Below are 20,312 nucleotides of genomic sequence, written 5' to 3' on the forward strand. Positions count from 1 at the left end.
ATCGTATCAGAAGGCTCTCCAGTTTTCCTGAGCCAGCCCAGTACTCACTGAACTGAATAGATTGTATGAGGAGCAGCGTAAGATCCCGTACACAGATAAAGAAGAGTACGCACGGAGCAGGGAGAAGATATCGGCCCAAAGAGAGTTGCTCAAAAACCCCGATCACCGGATCAATAATGCTGACCGAGATGGCATCTTTACTCAGTTTGAGCCTCTGGGTGAGGATGGCAGGCCCGTGCTTGATAGCGGCGAATACGAGAAAGCCGGAAACAAGATCCATTTGAGTGTCCAGATGGATCAACTGGCACAAGCTGGAAACATCCTGACGCCACTTTTGCTCTCACCGGATAACCCCTTCCTTTCGTTCAAAGTCACCAATATGGACGGAGCGGAGGCAGCGATTAAAGATGATCAGGAGAAGTATTCCGCTGACACGCCTGAGGCCAAAGCAAAAATAGCCGAGCAAAAAGCATATTTTGATCGTATCACCCAAGGTGCGTAGATCACGCTTTATCCTTATGCTAAGGACACGAACTATCCTGATGGTGCTGAGGACTTTGGCTTTTTCCTGAAACTGCTGGAACAGGAACTGGCAGCCGCTGGGATTCAACCGGGCAAGAACCCGGATTCAGATGCCGGCCTCGAAGGCTTAAGCTTTGCAACCTTCCGCAATGAAGAAGGCTCGCGCGGTGTTGGCGTGGACGACGAAGACCAGCTCGAAGAGAACCGAAAGATGCTGAGGAGCAAGCCGTTTTATCAAGCTCTCACCAACAAGGATTACAAACCAGAGGCCCCTGAAAAGAGCCCAGCCTCTCAGCAAGAAGAGGCTGAGAGCAAAAAGAGTGCCCGATAGGGTGAGCCGCCCCGGTTAATCGTAATCGGCTCATCGGGGGTGATCGTGCAGTATGACCCAGCCAGTGCTGCATGAACTCTGCGCAGTCTCTCTTCCCAGTCATCAAAGGGAAGAAGCCCCGCGACGAGCACTTTGCGCTCCAGATCACTTGTTAGCTCTGGCAGCAGGCCGAAATGACGCTGATCACTGCCCAGCACTTTAACATGCGCTTGATCGCCAAGTGCATAAGCTATCTTGGCGCCGTCAATCCAGTTCAGCGTATAAATCAGTCAGGGCTCATCAGCCAGCAAGAAACCACGGCGGCGGAGAGCATCCTTCACATCAAACCAATCCATAGCGCGGATGGTATCATCCCAACGGGCAACAGACGCCAGCGAACGCGTCAGAACTCCCGTTTTAAAATGCAGTCCGCCCAGCACCACGACAGTGAGGATCACCCCTGCGGATGCCGCAAACGCGCGTTTTGCGGTCGCTGCACCAGTTGGTTTGAGGTTGGCGAACCAACTCCCTAAAAGAGGGAAGAGGAACAGATATCCAGCCATAGGCCAATGGGGAAGCGTGTTTCTGGAAAGCAAAGCCACCGCGTTGAAAACCACGATCGGAACAATCGCAAGGCACAGGAGATATCGATCGGCTCTTGTTTTCTCAGCTGATCTGATGTGCCTCAACAGGAGCCATAGGAACACAACCAGCGTAACGGGTTGAAGATAGGCCAGTTGTCCCAACAACATGCGTCCAGAATTGATGAGATGCACAACAGGTTCAAAATCACTGGAAGAGACTGAACGTGAGAGTTGAAATCCGAAGGATTGCCAGCCGTTCACTGCATTCCAGTAAATGACCGGGCTGAAGACCAGCAGCGCGATCGTGACGGCAATGTATAGGCCTGAGCTGAGGAGCAGGGGCCGTGTTGTTTTGTCTGATAACAGGAAAAGCAAGACACCAACTCCGCTCAAAACCGCCATGTATTTAGAAAGCAGCGCCAACCCAAATGCCAGTCCGGCAATTCCCCAACGCATCTTGCTTATGTGTGGTGTTGTGGTCTCCAACAGTGGTGCCAGTGCACTGGCCGCAACCAACAAGAAGAGCATCATCGGCCCATCCGGTACGATCCAGCTTCCAGCGGATAGCAAGAAAAACGGGGAGATGGAGAACCATGCAATCGCCCATGCCCCAGCTTTCGCACCGTAAAAGCGGGCGGTCAGCTGGTACAACAGCAGGGTGGAGACAACCGACATGGCGATGAAGGGCGAGCGGAGCACAAAGCCTGCCTCAGAGCCTGTCAGCCAAGCCGTCGCATGGACTATCCAGAAGGTCAGCGGCGGGTGGTCGAAGTAGCTGAGAAACGGATGCCGGGCCATGACAACCATATAGCTTTCATCAACACCCAGCCCCAACATAGCGGCCCCATAAAAACGGGCGAGGGTGGCAGCAAAAACTATAATGAAAATAACAATGGCAACACGGGCTGGTGTGACGGTTCTGTCAATCATCAGCTGTCTCATGATCAGGTTACATCGCTTATTCTTAGGATGGGAAACAGAGGGTCGGGCACAGTCAGGTCAACCGGAATACCAACAGGCAATCTCAAGACAACTCAACAATACTCAGACAATCTCTCCACCTCCCATGCCCTTCTTCCTTGCGAGCCTGAAGTTAATCTGAAGAGTATGTCGTATTTTTATCAGTGCAGAGATGAGGCGAGGATCAACGGCAGGCAACCGCGCACAAAAAAGCCCGCGAAACGATGGCTTCGCGGGCTTGTTGTTAAGTCGGCTTAAGCTCAGGCAGTTGCGAGTTTTTCGCTGCGCAGTTTATCAAGAGCCGTTTCGGTGACTTTAAAGCGTGGGCCATAAGCTGCTGCCAGCTCGTCAGCACGTTTTTTGAAGGCCTCAAGGCCGATGCCGTGGATGAATTGGAGAGCACCGCCAGTGTGTGCCGGGAAGCCGATGGCGAAGATAGAGCCGATGTTGGCTTCCACCTCGGTACGCAACACGCCTTCATCCAGACAGCGCAGGGTCTCAATGGCCTGACGGTACATCATGCGATCTTCCGCATCCTGCATGGAAACATTCAGATCCCGCTCTTTGAACTGGGAAAGACCATCCCACAACTTCTTGGAACCATCGCCAGCGTACTCGTAGAAACCGCCGCCGTAATGACGACCACCACGGCCCATGTTCACCATGGACTGGCCAACCTTTACGTTGGAACTATCATCTGCCGGGAACCCGTTTTCAACGCCGAGGCGTTTGTCCAGCGCGATGTGGGTCTCATGGATCTTCTTGGTGAGAACCATGGAGACTTCATCATGCACGGCCAGCGGACCAACCGGCATGCCGATTTTCCACGCAGCACGCTCAATAGCAACCGGGCTCATGCCATCACGCATCAGAGCCAGACCTTCATCCAGATAAGTACCGAACACACGGCTGGTGAAGAAGCCACGCTTGTCGTTGACCACGATTGGTAGGTAGCCGATCTGCTGCACGTAATCATAGGCTTTGCGCAGGGTATCGATGCTGGTTTTGTCGCCGACAATGATCTCGACGATCTTCATTTTATCAACCGGCGAGAAGAAGTGCAGGCCGATGAAACGGGTCGGATCGGGACAGCTTTCCGCCAGAATGGAGATCGGCAGGGTCGAGGTGTTCGAGCCATAGATACCGGTATCAGAAAGCTGCTTGTAAGTTTCAGGGATAACCTTCTCTTTCAAAGAGATATCCTCAAAGACCGCCTCGATGATGATGTCGGTGCCAGCAAAGGTGTCACCGCTATCTGTCGGAGTGATGCAGCCAAGGAGGGCTTCCTTCTTCGCCTCATCCATGCGGCCCCGTTTGATGGCTTTGTCTGCCAGTTTTACGGAGTAGCCTTTGCCTTTTTCAGCATTCTCTAAGCTCATGTCCTTGAGTGTGGTTGGCAGACCACGGCTTGCATGTGCCCATGCGATGCCAGAACCCATCATGCCAGCGCCGAGGATTGCGGAGCTGCCTGCCTTCCAGGCATCCCCTTGCGGGCGAACCTTGCCGGACTTGATGGCCTGCATGCCGAAGAAGAACGTGGTGATCGCCGCGCGAGCCTCGGTAGAGCGTAACAGAGTCGCAAAGCCACGGCTTTCATTGCGCAGCGCGCTGTCAAAGCCCATGCGCATGGAATTGACGGCAATGTCCATCACCTTTTCAGGTGCTGGCATCAGGCCACGCGTTTTGTTGTAGAGCATGGTTGGCGCCATCGCGGCCACCATGCGCACATTGGCGCTTTCCGCATTGCCACCTGGATAGCGGAAGCTTTTTTGATCCCACGGCTGAACAGCGGCCTCAGGGTTGGCTTTGATCCATGCCTTTGCAGCTGGGATCAGCTTTTCCGGCATATCAACCAGCTCGTCCACCAAACCGGCTTTCAGCGCTTTTTCCTGACGCAGCTGCTTGCCTTCTGCCAGCAGTGGCAGGGCTGCTTCCAGTCCCAGCTTTGCGGTGAGGCGGACAACGCCGCCAGCACCCGGCAACAGGCCGAGTGTCGCTTCCGGCAGGCCAACAACGGCCTTAGGAGAGTTGAGCAAAATGCGGTGGTTACAGGCGAGGCAAATCTCAAAGCCCCCACCAAGCGCGGCACCGTTGATGGCCGCAACCACTGGCACTGGCAGCTTTTCCAGCTGGCGCAGCGGGGCTTTCATCTCTTCCACGTAGGCGAAGATATCTTCCGGGTCCATACTGCCGTGGAGCATCTCTTCCAGATCACCACCTGCAAAGAAGGTCTTTTTGGCAGAGGCGATGATGACACCGGAAAGGCCTTCTTCAGCGGACAGCTTGGCCATCAGCTCTTTCATGCCTTCAAACCAGGCACGGGTCATGGTGTTTGCGGACTTGCCAGCTGAGTCAAACGTGATTGTAACAATGCCGCTGGCGTCTTTTTCGTAAGTGTATTCAGACATGGTCTTCCCCGTTATACGCGCTCAACGATGGACGCGATGCCCATGCCGCCACCAACACACATGGTGATCAAGGCACGCTTCTGGTTCCTGCGTTCCAGCTCATCAATCATGGTGGACACCAGCATGCCGCCGGTTGCGCCCAGTGGGTGACCCATGGCGATCGCACCGCCAACCACGTTCAGCTTCTCGTCCGGTACATTGAGGTCCTTCTGCAGACGCATCATGACGGAGGCAAAAGCCTCATTGATCTCAACCAAATCAATATCGTCGATGGTCAAGCCAGCCTTGGCCAGTGCCTTCTTGGAAGCTGGTCCCGGTCCGGTGAGCATGATGGTTGGATCAGACGCCGTCACAGCAACTGAGAGCACGCGGGCGCGAGGTGTCAGACCCATGTCCTTACCGGCCTGTTCGCTGCCGAGCAGGATCAGGGACGCTCCATCCACGATGCCGGAGGAGTTGCCTGGAGTGTGGACGTGGTTGATTTTTTCAACTTCCGGATAGCGCGCCAGAGCAACAGCATCAAAGCCCATTGCCCCGTGCTTTTCAAAGCTTGCACGCAGGGAGCCGAGGGTCTGCATGTCTGTTTTCGGCTTGATGAAGTCGTCTTTTTCTAAAACGATGATGCCGTTCTCGTCTTTGACCGGCACAACGGACTTGTCAAACCAACCGCTATCGCGTGCGTGCGCTGCCCGCTGCTGGCTGGCAACGGCTGTTGCATCCACATCGTCACGGCTCCAGCCTTCAATGGTGGCAATCAGATCTGCACCAATGCCCTGTGGCACGAAGCCCGTGGCGAGCACGGTTTCAGGGTCTTCGCTGAACGGTCCACCATCAGTGCCCATGGGCACGCGGCTCATGCTTTCATATCCGCCTGCACAGATCATATCCTCCCAGCCGGATGCAATACGCGCTGCGGCGGTGTTGAAGGTATCCAAGCCAGAGGCGCAGAAACGGTTGACCTGAGCGCCAGCCACGGTCTGGTCCCAGCCCGCTTTCTGCAGGGCGATCTTTGGCAAAACAGCGCCCTGTTCGCGCACCGGGGTTACGCAGCCCATCACGACATCATCCACCCGGGAAGTATCGAGGTCGTGTCGGCCTTGCATCTCGGAGAGCAGGGTGGTCACCAGATTGATTGGTTTGACTTCGTTGAGGGATCCATCCGGCTTTCCTTTGGAACGCGGAGTGCGGATCGCATCATAAACGTATGCTGTCGTCGCCATGTGTTTCTACCGTGTCTTGTGATCTTCAAACAGATTAAGGACCGGGGCAACCAGGTCGCCCCGATTGGACTCATGCAATTTCGCGGTTCTGATCTTCCCAGAACGGTTCGCGAAGTTTGTTCTTCAAAACTTTGTTCATGGCAGAGAGTGGCAGCTCCTCTACCAGAGACATGGAGCGCGGGCATTTGTAGCCAGCAATGCGCTCTTTTGTGTGGGCGCGGATCTCTTCAAAAGTCGGGGTCTTGCCTTCCTTTGGTACAATCACCGCATGAACAGCCTCACCGTAGGTCTCGTCAGGAATGCCGATCACCGCCACCATGGACACATCCGGGTGCGTGGAGATCGCGCTTTCCACCTCGGCGGTGTACACGTTCTCTGCACCTGTGATGATCATGTCCTTGAGCCGGTCTTTCAGCGAGAGGATACCCATCTCATCCACCATGCCGACGTCGCCTGTGCGGTAACCGCCATTGCGCAGCACGGCTGCTGTCTGGCCTGGAGCATTGTAGTAGCGTTTCATGACAGCTGGTGAATACAGCACAACCTCACCAATCGTGTTGGTTGGCAGTTCATTGCCGTCCTCATCTTCGATGCGCAGTTGGATGAGCGGCGAGGCGGCCTGGCCCGCGGCACCAAAGCGCATGAGTTCGCCTTCGTGAAATTGCCTTGCAAGGAACGTCGCCGCCCCAGCTTCTGTCATGCCGTAAACCTGCATGAGATCGGTCTTTGGAAATTTCTCCTGAATCAACTTCAGCAGGGCCTCAGAAATCGGCGAGGCGCCGTAATAAAGCTGTGACACACGCAAGAAGTCTTCAGAGTTAAACTCCGGAGCGTGCATCAGCATCTGGAACATGGCCGGTGCCATGAGGAAGGACGAGACGTCGAAGTTCTTAACCGCAGCCACCACAATATCCGGACGGAACATCGGCACGATCAGCGACGGCTTGTTCTGGATGAGGCGAGCCAGCAGCAGCCCATAACCGGAAAGATGGAACAGCGGCATGACCAGAAGCGCAGGCCGGTCATGGTAAGGAACGCCGTTGGCAGCAACAATGTTGGCACTGGCGAGCATGGAACTATGGGTGTGCACCACGCCTTTCGGGAACCCGGTGGTGCCGCCGGTGTAGCTCATGAAGCATTCAGTCTCGACATCACGGCCCAGCTCCAGCGCAATCGGCTCACTCAGGCAGTCCGCGTAGGCTTTGGTGCCTTCAGGCTGCTCCTTCTCTCCCACATGGATGAAATGCTTCAGGCTATCCGCACGCTCTTTGATGGCTGCCACCATAGGCGAGAACGTGTCGTCATAAACGATGGCCTCCATGCTGGAGTGGCCGATCGCATAAAGCATCTCTTCCGCAGACCAGCGGATATTGAGCGGAACGGAGATCATGCCCGCAATCATGGTGCCGATCATCGCTTCTACATACTCTGCGGAGTTGAGACTGAGAATGGCAACGCGGGCGCCCGGCTCAAGGCCAAGGTCTTGCAGACCCTTTGCGAACTGGCGAGTGCGCTTCGCAAACTGCGGATTGCTGAAGGCACGACCGCCAAGGTCTTTAAACAACGGAATGCCGGTGTCCACCTTCTGCAGATGGTTCACGAGCATATCAAAATTCATGGCACCTGCCGGTACCCCAGTATGTGTTCCAACCATATTCCCCTCCCAAGTCATAGGTTGAACAGCGCAGATGTGCGCTGTGCGTTTTAAAATGTGACGCCTGTTCTCCTTGTGGTGCGCTGGTTTTGGCGCTTATTGTTTTTCAGGCAATGATGGTATCAGTGAATACGCTGCCGGTTTCAGCAGCGTGATATCGAGGCTTGGATGCAGTTTTTGCTGCAACGCGACCCCAAGCAAATAACTTCCGATGGAAACGGCCTGAATGGCTGAATCCAGATCCTGCGGGAAGACGCCTTCCGCTTTGCCGCGCTCCAGATAAGAGACAAGCAGCCGCTTTACGAACTCGTGCGCGCGTTTCACCGCATCTCCTAAAAGAGCATAATCTGTAACGCTGCCAGCCATCAGTGCGAAATAAGCCTGATAGCTGGGCTTGTTCTGCAAATCCTCAAAGTGAATGTCGATATACTGCCGGATCGCCTCCCTCGCGTTTGTCTCCGGTGGAATCTGCCGGGTGACGTGTGTCTCGGTCTCGCGCACCATGCGGTCGATAAGCTTGACGAACATCTCGTCTTTTTTGCCGAGCCGTTGAATGGTGAGACCGCGGCTGTAGCCCGCTTTCAGGCCGATGCTCTCGCAGGTCGCCATCTGAACACCTTCCGCGTTGATGATGCTCACCAGCGCATCAAAAAGCTTGCGCTCAGATTCCTCCCGCCGTTCTGCCTGTGTCTTCTTCTTTTCCAAATCAGCCAACATTCACTCAATTTAATTGTTGAACGTTTAGCAAATAAACTGAGGTGAGTCCATGACGCAAACGTCAGATCATCAATGAATGAGCCTAAGGAATAAGAGGAGGCGATTGCAACTGACAGGAATTGAGGGTCACTCTTGCATCTCTGCTTTGCATATGATGAGCGCGGACGATGCCCTGCACCCTGCAGCAGGAAAGAGCGAGCATCCATTCATCAAAGCGACTGTTACTCTTGCAGCCCCATTCATCTCATTAGGGAACGAGACCAGTAGGGCCGCATACTATTCACAGCACAAACACAAACTGCCTGAGGGGACACCTCAATTTTGATGTGAATAACATCAGAGCTAGTACGTATAGCAGAACTACGGATCGAACTTATCCGACCACCCTGCCATGATGCCACTCTGCACATGGGCACAATATGAACGCCAAATGCCGGATATGCGTTGTTTTTCCTGGGATTTGAGATGATTCAAACGCACAGTGTCATGGAAAATATATTCCATTCCTTAGAATGGCAGTCTAATTCATCCAAATATTTGCATCATAAATACATCAGATGTTGAACCGTGTCTTCAAAACGGGCGGTAAAGCCCCGTATTCTGGTTGAATCCCATCAGGAAAATCTCTTTGCCACCTAATGAGTTTGACGCACCGCTTCAGCTCGGTTTCCATATCGTGTGTAATTACGAAATCCATCTGATCATTCTCAAGCAGCTTGCGTGAGTTTTCGTTCAACTCATGGCCGACAAAGGCGATCGGCGAACCCAGCTCACCAATTGCTTTTGCGATGCCCGTATTTCCGCCAGCAACATTGTAAATACCAAGTGGCCTTGCGCCTTCATCCAATCGCTTTTTGAACAACTGATAGACGGTCTCCGCATCATCGTTTGAGTTGATGATCTCAGAAATGGCGATATTGGGGTAATCCTTGCGCAGCAACCGCCGGAAACCAGTCTCCCGACCTTCCTGACAGTGATAATGAGCGCTGGTTGCAAGGAAGACTTCGCCTGCTTTGCCGCCAGAGAGTTTCCCCAGCAACTGGGCAGCACACAGACCTGCTGCGATCTGATCCATCCCAACGTAACCAAGGTGTTTAGGGCTTTGCTGGTCTGTTGTCAGGCAGATCACCGGCGTTCCGCTTTCGCTGATTTCTTCAATAGCGCGGGTGATGGCAGGATGCTCACGTACGGCAATAATGATACCGTCATATTTGCTTGCCCAGGAGATCATCCGCTCAGAAAACACACTCGGTTCAAAGTCTTTGGTGTGCGAAGAAAAGCGCTTGAACCGCACATTGGGATCATCCCCGTAGCGCTGATCCACCAGTCCCATAAGCTCTTCAATGAAACTAGTTCCAGAATCCACCAGCAATCCAACGGTTATTGGAGAAACTTTTTCCAAGGCAACCTCTTCGGGCTCTTTCAGCTCCACCAGTGCCTTGTGAACCAGCCCCACTTTGACCTTGGAAACACCACCCCGTTTATTGAGGACACGGTCAACTGTAGCGGTCGAAACTCCTGCCTTGTTTGCGATGTCCAACACACTCGGATTCTGCCAGCTGCCACGCCTCATATATATCACCCTTGATTGTTAAGCCATCAAAACGATCAATCTTGACGTTGGAATTCACATTTTGACTTCACGGGAGCAAACCTTCCAAAATATTGAAATTATGGAATATTCGTTCTCTCATCCCGATTTTACATGTAATTTCAGACTCTAAATTGACAGGTACCAGTACTTACATATGATCTTTAGCAGATCAAATTGATGTTTATACATCGGACATTGGGAGAAGTCGTTTGTCGGGAAACATCAACTTCGCGTTGAACCATATGCTTGCACCTCAAATGACACTGGACGCGTTTTTTGGCATGGCTGCCTCCATGGGGATCAATGCCGTAGAAATCCGCAATGACATTGCTGGCAATCCGTTTGAGCAGAAAACACCAGCAGAAGACGTCAAAGCACTTGCTGAAAAGCATAGCGTCGAAATCATCAGCATCAATGCCCTTCAACGTTTTAACGAGTGGTCAGATGTTCGTCTTGCTGAAGCAAACGAACTCATCGGCTTTGCTGAGCGGTGTGGCTCTAAGGCTCTCGTCATGTGCCCGGTCAACGACCATGATTATGGCAAGAGCGATGATGAGCTGGCGGCAAACCTGCGCCAATCTCTGACAGAACTTAAACCACTGCTGGAGACCGCTGGGATCACCGGCCTCGTGGAGCCTCTGGGCTTTCCGCAATGCTCTTTGCGCCGCAAGGCGGATGCTGTTGCGGCAATCCGCGATGTGAACGGGGAGGGTGTGTTCAAGCTGGTGCATGACACATTCCACCATCACCTTGCAGAAGAAACAGAGTTCTTCGCCGACCAGACAGGCCTCATGCACATTTCCGGTGTGGAAGATCCAGACCTTTCCATTGCGCAAATGTTGGATGATCACCGTCTGTTGGTGGGGGAAGCTGACCGTTTGGGCAACGCCGCGCAAATCAAAACCATGCTTGCCAACGGGTACACAGGTCACGTGTCTCTGGAGCCATTTTCTCCAGTTGTGCATGCCCTTGAAAACGTGGTGGACGCCACGCAGGCAAGCTTTGATTTCCTTAAAAAAGAACTGCAGGCAGCAAACGCTGACTGATCATCCAGGCGACTGATTTCGCTAAATAAATTGGCGTAGATGGGGATCCGCGCCAACCTAATCTTGGGAGAAGTGCCAGTTTTCGGCACGGAGGAGGAAGTAATGAAACGTACTCTATTGGCTCTAGCTGCATCGGCAATGATGACAACCAGCGTCATGGCTGAGAACATCGGCGTTTCAATGGCTTATTTTGATGACAACTTCTTGACCATCCTGCGCAACGCGATGGGCGACGAAGCTGCAAGTGCAGGCGGCGTTGAAATTCAGTTTGAAGACGCACGCGGTGACATCGGTAAGCAGATCGACCAGGTACAGAACTTCGTTGCACAGGGCGTTGATGCGATCATCGTGAACCCTGCTGACACGTCTGCAACACCACGCATCACCAAACTGGCCAACAGTGCCGGTATCCCGCTTGTTTACGTAAACCGTAAGCCAGAAGACAAAGAACTGCCTGAAAAGGTTGTGTTCGTGGGCTCTGATGAAGTTGTTGCTGGTCGTTTGCAGATGGAAGAACTGGCCAAGCAGATGGGTGGCAAGGGTAACGTTGCTATCATGCTCGGCGAACTGGCGTCCAACGGCACACGTGGCCGTACACAGGGCGTTAAAGAAGTTCTTGGCAGCTATCCGGACATCACGGTTGTTGAAGAACAGACAGCTGACTTCCAGCGTTCTGAAGCAATTGACCTGATGAACAACTGGATTGTTTCCGGCACTAAAATTGATGCCGTTGCTGCAAACAACGACGAAATGGCTCTCGGCGCTCTGATCGCAATGAAGCAGGCTGGCATTGCTGCAAGCGACATCGCAGTTGCTGGTGTTGACGCTACTCCAGATGCGCTGGCTTCCATGAAGCGCGGCCAGCTGTTCGCAACCGTGTTCCAGGACGCAAAAGGCCAGGGTGCAGGCTCTGTTAAAGCTGCGTTGAAGCTGGCTCGTGGTGAAAAAGTGGACACCATCGTTTGGATCCCATTCAAGCTGGTAAACAAAGCAAACCTTGGCGAGTTTCTCAACAAGTAAGCAGCTGAGCGGAAGGCTTTAGGGCCTTTCGCCTTGCTCTGGCGCGCGTTCCATTCCCTTGGCTTTGTCCAATGACAGGGATGCGCTCAGCCTCCAAGTGATCAAGCTTCCGGGCCAGGCACCCGGAAGCCCCTCACACTGCCAGCAGAAAAATGGAGTTCACGGACTGTGAGTTTAAGCACACAAGAGGCGGTACGTGAGAATAAGGGTGCCGCAGCCCAACAAAAATACCTGCTAGAAGTCGATAGTGTGCGCAAGGAGTTCCCCGGTGTTGTTGCACTGGATGATGTGAACCTGCGCATCCGACCCGGCACAGTTCATGCCCTCATGGGAGAAAACGGGGCGGGCAAGTCCACCCTGATGAAGATTATTGCAGGCATCTATCAACCAGACCGCGGAGAAGTTCGTCTGGGTGGCAAACAGGTCCAAATGGCCACGCCGCTGGATGCACTGGAGCAGGGCGTTGCCATGATCCATCAGGAACTCAACCTGATGCCGTTCATGACAATCGCCGAAAACATCTGGATCCGCAGAGAACCGCTGACGAAGCTCGGGTTTGTTGATCATAAGGCGCTGCGTGACAATACTAAAAAGCTGTTCGACCGGCTGAACATCAATCTGGATCCGGAAACTGAAGTTCGTGACCTGTCCATCGCCAACCGTCAGATGGTCGAGATTGCAAAAGCGATTTCCTATGAATCTGATGTGCTGATCATGGACGAGCCAACGTCGGCTCTGACAGACCGCGAAGTTGAGCACCTGTTCCAGATCATCGCGAGCCTGAAGGCAGAGGGAAAAGGCATCGTCTACATCACTCATAAGATGGACGAGGTTTTCGAGATCGCTGATGACGTGTCCGTCTTCCGCGATGGCAAATACATCGGCACCGACCTTGCCAGCAACTTGGACAGTGATCAGCTCATCCGCATGATGGTGGGCCGCGAAATCACCCAGATGTTCCCGAAAGAGGAAGTGCCAATCGGTGATGTGGTCCTTTCCGTGAAGGATCTGTGTCTGGACGGCGTGTTCGAGAACGTGAACTTCGAGCTGCGTGCAGGTGAAATTCTCGGCGTTGCAGGTCTGGTGGGCTCAGGTCGCACCAACGTGGCAGAGACCATCTACGGCGTGACCCCGGCAACGGGGGGCAGCATCAGCGTGTTCGGCGAGACGGTTGAGATCAAAACGCCAGCAGAGGCCATGGGTCATGGTATGGCGTTGCTGACCGAGGACCGCAAGGACACCGGTCTGTTCATGATGCTCGACATTCAGGAGAACATGCAGATCGCGCTTCTCAGTCAGGATCATGTGAAAGCCGGGTTTGTGGCCGAAAGCGCTGTCTCCAAGCTGTGCACGGAAATGAGCGAAGCCCTTCGCGTTAAAACACCGGGTATGAACGAGCGCATCGAGAACCTGTCTGGGGGCAACCAGCAGAAGGTTCTGATCGGTCGCTGGCTGCTGACCAAACCTCGCATCCTCATTCTGGATGAGCCAACCCGCGGCATCGACGTGGGCGCAAAGGCTGAAATCCATAAGCTCATTACCAAACTGGCCGGTGAGGGCGTTGCTGTTCTCATGATCTCCTCCGAGATGCCGGAGGTGCTGGGCATGAGTGACCGCGTGATGGTGATGCATGAGGGACATGTCACCGGAATTCTGGATCGAGCTGAAGCAGATCAGGTCAGCGTTATGCGCCTTGCTTCTAACTAAGAGTTTTCATGCGCGGCAGCTTTAAGCGCCCGACGCAGAGATTGAAAGGACTTGCCAGATGGCAAATGCAACTGATGTAGCTGAGACAAATGCTCCAGCTCGAAAACTGCCGGTAGAGGCCAACATCTTCCTCGTACTGATCGGCATTGCAGTCTTTTTTGAAATTCTGGGCTGGATTGTGAAGGGTGACACCTTCCTGTTTAACCCACAACGCCTGCTGATCATGGTTCTGCAGGTTTCCATCATCGGCCTTCTGGCTATTGGTGTGACGCAGGTGATTATTACCGGCGGTATTGACCTGTCCTCAGGCTCAGTGCTTGCGCTTTCGGCCATGGTTGCCGCCAGTTTTGCGCAAACCTCTGACTATACCCGTGCCGTCTTTCCAATGTTCACGGACATGCCGTTCCTCGTACCAGTATTGGCTGGTATCGCCGTCGGGGCCTTAGCCGGGTTCATAAACGGGTCATTGATAGCCTACACGGCCATCCCTCCGTTTATCGCAACTCTGGGCATGATGGTAACAGCGCGCGGTCTGGCACGTTACTACACCAAAGGTCAGCCGATCAGCCTGCTTTCTGAAGAGTACATGTGGCTCGGTTCCGGCACCATTCCGGTGATCATCTTCCTGATGGCTGCGTTTATCTTCCACATTGCCCTGCGTTTCACCCGTTACGGCAAATTCACCTATGCAACTGGTGCAAATGTTCAGGCGGCAAAAGTCTCCGGCATCAACGTCGGCCGTCACCTGATCAAAGTGTACACCCTTGCTGGTTTGCTGGCTGGTCTTGGCGGTGTGGTTGCCGCAGCGCGAGCTGGCAGTGGACAGGCAGGTATGGGCCTTGCATATGAGCTTGACGCCATCGCTGCAGCTGTTATTGGCGGAACAAGTCTTGCAGGCGGCGTTGGTCGCATCACAGGCACCGTCATCGGAACCATTATTCTGGGTACAATGATGAGTGGTTTCACGTTCCTTGGTATTGATGCTTACATCCAGGACATCGTGAAAGGTGGTATTATTGTAGCTGCAGTGGTTGCGGATCAGTACCGCCAGCGCAAGCGGGCCAAGGTCTGATCAAACCGCGAAAGAATTTAGGCTAAAACCTCCCACGGATGATGCCTAATACCCGAGCAGGAGAGCCCTCGTCCGGCCTCCTGCTCATTTTTTATCTGCAAAGTTTTGGGCAGCGAACCACCTGTCAGATGTAGGCCTTCGACAGTTCCGCCTCGCGCACATCAACCTTTGATCCGGTGCGTGAAGAGCTCTCAATCGCCTCAATGAGCGCATGCACCATCAGCGCATCATGACCGGTTACTTTCGGGTCGCGGTGCTCAATGATGCTGAGGGCGAAATCGTCAATAAGATCCCGGTGCCAGTCGCATGGAAACGCCATGGGATTAGCCCCGCCACCCGTTCCATCCTTGGTCCCGCTGCGTTCACCAAACACATCGATGGACCCGTCGCGATACGTTACCGTCAGCTTGCTGCCTTCCAGATGGGCAGAGGCCTTTGACCCATCCAGCACAAGCGTTTCTTTTGCATCGGGAAAGGTGGCTGTGGTTGCCATGATGGACCCGACAGCCCCGCTGTGAAACTCAATACCAGCCGTGGCGAAGTCTTCAGCCTCCATCTTATGTGCCGTGGTGGTTGCACACATGGCTTGCACGGATTTTGCCGGGCCGGTCAGGCTCAGCATCAGATCCAGCACATGAATGGCCTGCGTGATCAACACACCGCCGCCATCGCGTGCGTAGGTGCCGCGGCCTGCCTGGTCATAATAGGCCTGATCTCGCCACCACGGGATGTTCGCCCGCACCAGATGGATATCGCCCAAAGCCCCCTCTGAAAGCAACGTCCTTAGTTGCTTTGCGCCTTCGCGGAGGCGGTGTTGAAACACGACACCGTATTTGACGCCTGCATAGTCGCAAAGCTCAACCAGTTCAGCCGCAGCATCATAGGTCCGTTCCAGCGGTTTTTCTGTCAGGATGTGTTTGCCTGCACCGGAGAACAGCTCAACCAGTTCGTGGCGTTGATCGGGTGGGGTCAGCAGAAGGACCGCATCAATCTCCGGATCACCGGCAATCTGCTCGGGGCTATCAAAGCATGGCCAGCCATATTGCTCAGAGACAGCCTCTGCCCTGGCCTTTGTTCGGGTGTAGAGACCTGCGACTTCAATGTGATTTCTCAGCAGGTCAAGCGCTTCCAAATGTGGTTTTGCGGCCATTCCCAAACCAACGACGGCCAGACTGATCGAGGGCATTCAGAGGAATTCCTTCTGCGGTACATATATCAGGCAGTATTTATACCAGTTTAGGTTGCCCCAGAAGAACGTGGAAACCCTGAGTCCAGAAAAACAGTTCGTTGCCGCAGCAACGAACCAGTTCAGGGGAACTTATACAGGAGACTCCAGCCGCATTTCCGTCCGAGCATCAAACATATGCAGCTTTTCTTTAATGTAAGACACGTGAACCTGCGTGCCTTCAGCAATATCAGGCCGGTCGAGTGTGAAGATTTTAAGGCTGTCTTGTCCAACACGCATATGAACCAGCGTGGAAAGACCCATGGGCTCAATCAGATCCACAGTTGCCGGGAGACTTGCTGGCCCTTCTTCTACAATCATCAGATGTTCTGGTCTCACACCCAGAATGACGTCCATCCGATCCCTCAGGCCCAAGCTTTCCGGCAGAATAATCTGGTGTCCCTGATCTGTTTGAAGGTGATACCCGTCACCAGATGCCGACGCTGTGCCTTTGATAAAGTTCATGGCGGGAGACCCGATGAATGAAGCCACAAAAACATTGGCTGGCTTGTCGTAGATTTCCAGCGGCGTGCCAACCTGCTGAATATATCCATCATGCATGGCCACGATTCTGTCAGCCATGGTCATGGCTTCAATCTGATCGTGCGTCACATAAATAGACGTGGCATTGAGCTTGCGATGCAGCTTGCGGATTTCCGAGCGCATTTGCTCGCGAAGGCGCGCATCCAAATTGGAGAGCGGCTCATCGAATAAAAACGCTTGTGGGTCACGCACAATCGCCCGCCCCATGGCTACACGCTGTCGTTGACCGCCGGAGAGTGCTTTGGGACGCCGTTCCAGAAGGCCGTTCAGACCCAAAATGCTGGAGACACCGTTAACTGCACTGGCGATCTTTTCCTTCGGTGATTTGCGAAGGGTCATCGCATAGCTGATGTTTTCCTCCACACTCATATGCGGATAGAGCGCGTAAGACTGGAACACCATGGCGATATCCCGGTCACGGGGCGGCAGATCATTTATGATCCGCTCGTTGATCGAGATCGAGCCCGATGTTACTTCCTCCAGCCCCGCAATCATACGCAGCAAGGTGGATTTGCCACAGCCGGACGGGCCAACCAGCACAATAAACTCACCATCCTGAATGTTCAGGTCAATACCGTGCAGAACTGCGGTGTTTCCGTAGGATTTGGTTGCCTCGGTGATTTGAATAGAAGCCATAGGGTACCTCGTTATCCTTTGACCGCACCGGCGGTAAGACCCTGCACCAGATAACGCTGGATGAGGAAGAAGAAGATTGCTGCTGGAATGAGAGCCAGGAAACCCGCCGCCATCATCTGCCCGAAATCAACAGAGAACTTGGAGACGAACGTGAGCAAACCAACCGGGAAGGTCACTGCATCCGGACTGCTGACCAACATGAGCGCAAAGAGCAGCTCGCTCCACGCTGCGGTGAACACAAAGCCAAGCGTGGCTGCAATGCCCGGCAGGGTGAGCGGGAAGATGATCTTCACCAGCGCCCCAAAGCGGGTATTGCCGTCAATCATGGCTGCTTCTTCAAGGTCTTTGGGAATGCCATCAAAAAACGACTGCATCAAAAACGTTGCAAACGGCACGTTGAACGCGGTGTAGACCACCACAAGGCCGAGCAGGCTGTCAGTCAGCCCCAGCGGGGTGAGAATGCGGAAGATCGGTGCAATCAGCATGACCAGCGGGAACATCTGTGTGATCAGCATCAGCACGATGATGACTGCCTTACCGCGATAATGAAACCGTGAGAATGAATAGCCTGCCGCCGCTGCAATCAGCGTGGAAATGAAAGCAGTTGAGCCTGACACGATGGCTGAGTTGATGAAGAACTGCGGAAAATCCGTATCTGTCATCACCTGTGTGAAGTTGGTCCACGTCATTTCTGAGGGCCACATGCGGATGCCCTCTGAGTAAAGCAGTTTAGTCGGTGTCACCGCGACCTTGAACAGCCAAAAAAGCGGAAACAGCGCAAAGAACAGATAGCAGGCGAGTAGGCCGTAATGGACACTCCAGTCCACCACCCGTTGGCCCTTTGATTTTGCATAGTATGCCATAACAGAGCCTCAGGTTTCGCGCAGCAGACTGCGCCTGATGAAGATGATGGAGACGGCATAGGCCATCAACAGAACCAGCAGCACAGCCGCGATTGCGGAGGCATAGCCAAAGTCCAGACGGCGGAAAGCCTGCGTGAAGATGTAACTGGAGACGATCTGCGTTGAATCTGCCGGTCCGCCATTGGTCATGACGATGATGAGATCCGCAAAGTTCGCGATCCAGATGGTGCGAAGCATCAGCGTAATCGCGATGGTCGGCGCCAGAAACGGCAGTGTGATACTGACAAACTGTTGCTTGCGGCTCGCGCCATCGATGGATGCTGCCTCGTAAATCTCACCTGGAATGGATTGAAGCGCAGCCAGCAAAGTGATCGCAAAAAATGGGATGCCGAACCAGATGTTGGCAACGATCGGTCCCCACATGGCGAGGTCAGGATCTGAGAGAATATTGGTTGGTTCGCTCAGGATGCCGAACGCAAACAGCCATTGGGGCAGGGGGCTGATGACCGGATTGAACATCCACGCCCAGTTGAGGCCAGACAGGAATGCAGGCACCGCCCAAGGCAGAAAAACAAGCGACTGGATGATACGCCGTCCCGGAAAAGTGCGGTTGAGCAGCAGAGCGAGCGTTAACCCCAGAAAGAACTGAAAGAACAGTGAGCTGACTGTCCACCAGAAGGTATTGTAAAGCGCATTATGGAAGTTCTGGTCGTGCCAGACCGCTTCAAAATGCGCAAAGCCCACATAACCGCCACTGAACGGATTGAGGATGCGGATGTCTCTGACTGTGTAGGTCAGGCCAACCACCAGCGGCACCATCATCACAGTCACCAACAGCACAATGGCAGGGGCTGCGTAAAAGTAGGGCTCAAATCGGGATAGGAATCTGCGGGAAGTCACACCCTGCCGACTGGCAGGGTGTGTTCCAAGGTCTGTGGCAGCTGTCATCACTGTTTAGCCAGCCACTTTTTCTGTGCTGTTGTGAGGTACTCTCCCCACTCCTTGCCAAGCTCTTCCGCAGACTTGCGCCCCAGCAGAGCCTCCTGACTGGTGCGGATGGAGATGGAATCTTTGAAGAACGCAAATTCTTCAAGATGTGTTGGCATTGTCAGCGGGTGGACGTCCGGATCGGATAGCTCTTCAAACCAACCAGCAAACTGCGGCGTGTTGTAGTGTGGATCACTTTCTGCGTCTTTGTAGATCGGCAGAGTTCCCACACGCTTGGACCACTCAAGGTTCGCATCACGGCTCTGAAGCTTCGCAATCAGCTTCCAGGAGGCGTCTTTGTCTTCGCTGTCAGCAAACATGGACCAGCCCGCATACCCGATGGTTGGGTAGGCCTTGCCATTTGGACCTTTTGGCATGGTGGTCACACCAAAGTCATTCGGGTCCATGCGCTGCGAAATGCCAATGAGTGCATCCGGATCCTGATCAAGCATGGCACATGTTCCGGAGTAGAAGCCTGCCACAATCTCGTTGAAGCCCCAGTTCAGGCTGTCTTTTGGTGCAAGACCATCCTGATAGAGGTCCACCATAAACTGTGCACCCTTGATCCACGCATCCGTGGACATGATGCTGTTGCCTTCTTCATCAAAGAACTGATCTGTGCCAGCTGCCGTTGCCCCAAACACGGCCCAGCCATTCAAACCGCCAGAGCCACCGCGCAGACAGAAGCCGTACTTGCCTGGAAGAGCTGATACTTTTTCAGCTGCATCACGGAAGTCATCCAATGTCACAGGTGGATTTTCAACACCCGCTTCCTTGAAGAGCTTCTTGTTGTAGAACATGGCGCGCAGATAGAAGCCGTAGGGCAGCATGTAAGCTGTACCGGAACCACTACGTGCCATCTCAATGGTGCGGGCATTCAGCTTGTCGGTGCCATCCCAGCTCTTCAGGTAGGGCTCAAGGCTTTCCAAAGCGCCGTTATTCGCATAAAGCGCAGCCCATGTGTCTGGCATTTCAACCACATCCGGTGTCTGACCAGCAGAAACCATGGTCGCGAATTTCTCGAAAGCCTGTCCCCAAGGCAACGAGATGATTTCGACATTGGTGCCCGGGTTTTCCGCTTCAAACTGCGAAACAATACTCTGCAAAACCTTGGTACGTTCCGGGCTTGTGATCACTTCCACCAGTCGAAGATTGGTTTCAGCAGCTGCCGGACCTGCAATAGCTGTTGCCACAAGACTTGCGGCCAATAATTTCTTCAAACTCATAATTGCCTCTCCTCTAGC

At 53.7% G+C, this 20,312-nt stretch carries 19 protein-coding genes; 6 read left to right on the plus strand and 13 right to left on the minus strand.

The features are described 5' to 3' along the window. The coding region (locus tag PsWM33_RS27935; protein WP_208994441.1) for a hypothetical protein at positions 1-280 on the minus strand (280 nt) is incomplete at its 3' end. A gap of 12 nt (positions 281-292) precedes the next feature. Between PsWM33_RS27935 and PsWM33_RS27940 the strand changes: the two genes are divergently transcribed. Next, entirely contained in the window at positions 293-502 is a 210-nt protein-coding gene (locus PsWM33_RS27940; RefSeq protein ID WP_208994442.1) for a hypothetical protein, read from the plus strand. Positions 503-574: 72 nt separating this feature from the next. After that, on the plus strand, positions 575-853 hold the full coding sequence (locus PsWM33_RS27945) for a hypothetical protein (RefSeq protein WP_342585905.1): 279 nt from the start codon (positions 575-577) through the stop codon (positions 851-853). Here the strand turns inward: PsWM33_RS27945 and PsWM33_RS27305 are convergent. The 7 genes from PsWM33_RS27305 to PsWM33_RS07355 all read right to left on the minus strand — a co-directional run bounded on the left by PsWM33_RS27305 (position 814) and on the right by PsWM33_RS07355 (position 9,948). Then, positions 814-1,050, minus strand: a complete 237-nt coding sequence (locus tag PsWM33_RS27305; protein WP_193778372.1) for a hypothetical protein — start codon at positions 1,048-1,050, stop codon at positions 814-816. The two genes, PsWM33_RS27945 and PsWM33_RS27305, sit on opposite strands and share 40 nt — an antisense overlap. 72 nt (positions 1,051-1,122) lie before the next feature. Next, positions 1,123-2,346 (minus strand): glycosyltransferase family 39 protein, encoded by a 1,224-nt coding sequence (locus PsWM33_RS07330; protein WP_063299734.1) that lies wholly within the window; start codon positions 2,344-2,346, stop codon positions 1,123-1,125. Positions 2,347-2,636: 290 nt separating this feature from the next. Next, complete coding sequence (locus tag PsWM33_RS07335; protein WP_063299735.1) at positions 2,637-4,784, minus strand: 3-hydroxyacyl-CoA dehydrogenase NAD-binding domain-containing protein; 2,148 nt, start codon at positions 4,782-4,784, stop codon at positions 2,637-2,639. Between the two features lie 11 nt (positions 4,785-4,795). Next, positions 4,796-6,004: an acetyl-CoA C-acetyltransferase gene (locus PsWM33_RS07340; RefSeq protein WP_063299736.1), complete on the minus strand. Its 1,209-nt coding sequence runs from the start codon at positions 6,002-6,004 to the stop codon at positions 4,796-4,798. A gap of 70 nt (positions 6,005-6,074) precedes the next feature. After that, positions 6,075-7,658 carry an AMP-binding protein gene (locus tag PsWM33_RS07345; RefSeq protein ID WP_063299737.1) on the minus strand — a complete coding sequence of 528 codons (1,584 nt, stop codon included), beginning with the start codon at positions 7,656-7,658 and terminating at the stop codon, positions 6,075-6,077. Positions 7,659-7,754: 96 nt separating this feature from the next. Next, a complete protein-coding gene (locus PsWM33_RS07350) occupies positions 7,755-8,372 on the minus strand; it encodes a TetR/AcrR family transcriptional regulator (RefSeq protein ID WP_208994443.1) in 618 nt (205 codons plus the stop codon). A gap of 556 nt (positions 8,373-8,928) precedes the next feature. Next, a complete protein-coding gene (locus PsWM33_RS07355) occupies positions 8,929-9,948 on the minus strand; it encodes a LacI family DNA-binding transcriptional regulator (protein WP_208994444.1) in 1,020 nt (339 codons plus the stop codon). Between the two features lie 263 nt (positions 9,949-10,211). Between PsWM33_RS07355 and PsWM33_RS07360 the strand changes: the two genes are divergently transcribed. From PsWM33_RS07360 to PsWM33_RS07375, 4 genes are all read left to right on the plus strand, one after another. Continuing rightward, positions 10,212-11,015: a TIM barrel protein gene (locus tag PsWM33_RS07360; RefSeq protein ID WP_063299752.1), complete on the plus strand. Its 804-nt coding sequence runs from the start codon at positions 10,212-10,214 to the stop codon at positions 11,013-11,015. A gap of 102 nt (positions 11,016-11,117) precedes the next feature. Then, positions 11,118-12,035, plus strand: coding sequence for a sugar ABC transporter substrate-binding protein (locus tag PsWM33_RS07365; RefSeq protein ID WP_063299738.1), 918 nt, complete (start codon positions 11,118-11,120; stop codon positions 12,033-12,035). 168 nt (positions 12,036-12,203) lie between these two features. Then, positions 12,204-13,742 (plus strand): sugar ABC transporter ATP-binding protein, encoded by a 1,539-nt coding sequence (locus PsWM33_RS07370; RefSeq protein ID WP_063299739.1) that lies wholly within the window; start codon positions 12,204-12,206, stop codon positions 13,740-13,742. A gap of 58 nt (positions 13,743-13,800) precedes the next feature. Next, positions 13,801-14,814, plus strand: a complete 1,014-nt coding sequence (locus tag PsWM33_RS07375) for an ABC transporter permease (RefSeq protein ID WP_063287512.1) — start codon at positions 13,801-13,803, stop codon at positions 14,812-14,814. Positions 14,815-14,938: 124 nt separating this feature from the next. On the opposite strand, the gene PsWM33_RS07380 is transcribed toward PsWM33_RS07375, so the two are convergent. The 5 genes from PsWM33_RS07380 to PsWM33_RS07400 all read right to left on the minus strand — a co-directional run bounded on the left by PsWM33_RS07380 (position 14,939) and on the right by PsWM33_RS07400 (position 20,288). Then, on the minus strand, positions 14,939-16,000 hold the full coding sequence (locus PsWM33_RS07380) for a Gfo/Idh/MocA family protein (protein ID WP_063299740.1): 1,062 nt from the start codon (positions 15,998-16,000) through the stop codon (positions 14,939-14,941). 132 nt (positions 16,001-16,132) lie between these two features. After that, complete coding sequence (locus PsWM33_RS07385) at positions 16,133-17,218, minus strand: ABC transporter ATP-binding protein (RefSeq protein ID WP_063299741.1); 1,086 nt, start codon at positions 17,216-17,218, stop codon at positions 16,133-16,135. Between the two features lie 11 nt (positions 17,219-17,229). After that, positions 17,230-18,081: a carbohydrate ABC transporter permease gene (locus PsWM33_RS07390; protein ID WP_199914834.1), complete on the minus strand. Its 852-nt coding sequence runs from the start codon at positions 18,079-18,081 to the stop codon at positions 17,230-17,232. A gap of 9 nt (positions 18,082-18,090) precedes the next feature. Beyond that, complete coding sequence (locus tag PsWM33_RS07395; RefSeq protein WP_063299742.1) at positions 18,091-19,029, minus strand: carbohydrate ABC transporter permease; 939 nt, start codon at positions 19,027-19,029, stop codon at positions 18,091-18,093. After that, a complete protein-coding gene (locus PsWM33_RS07400; RefSeq protein ID WP_063299754.1) occupies positions 19,029-20,288 on the minus strand; it encodes an ABC transporter substrate-binding protein in 1,260 nt (419 codons plus the stop codon). Before PsWM33_RS07400 ends, PsWM33_RS07395 begins: the two co-directional genes overlap by 1 nt. Between the last annotated feature and the right edge of the window lie 24 nt (positions 20,289-20,312).

Source organism: Pseudovibrio sp. WM33, from assembly GCF_001623165.1.
Classification (GTDB): domain Bacteria; phylum Pseudomonadota; class Alphaproteobacteria; order Rhizobiales; family Stappiaceae; genus Pseudovibrio.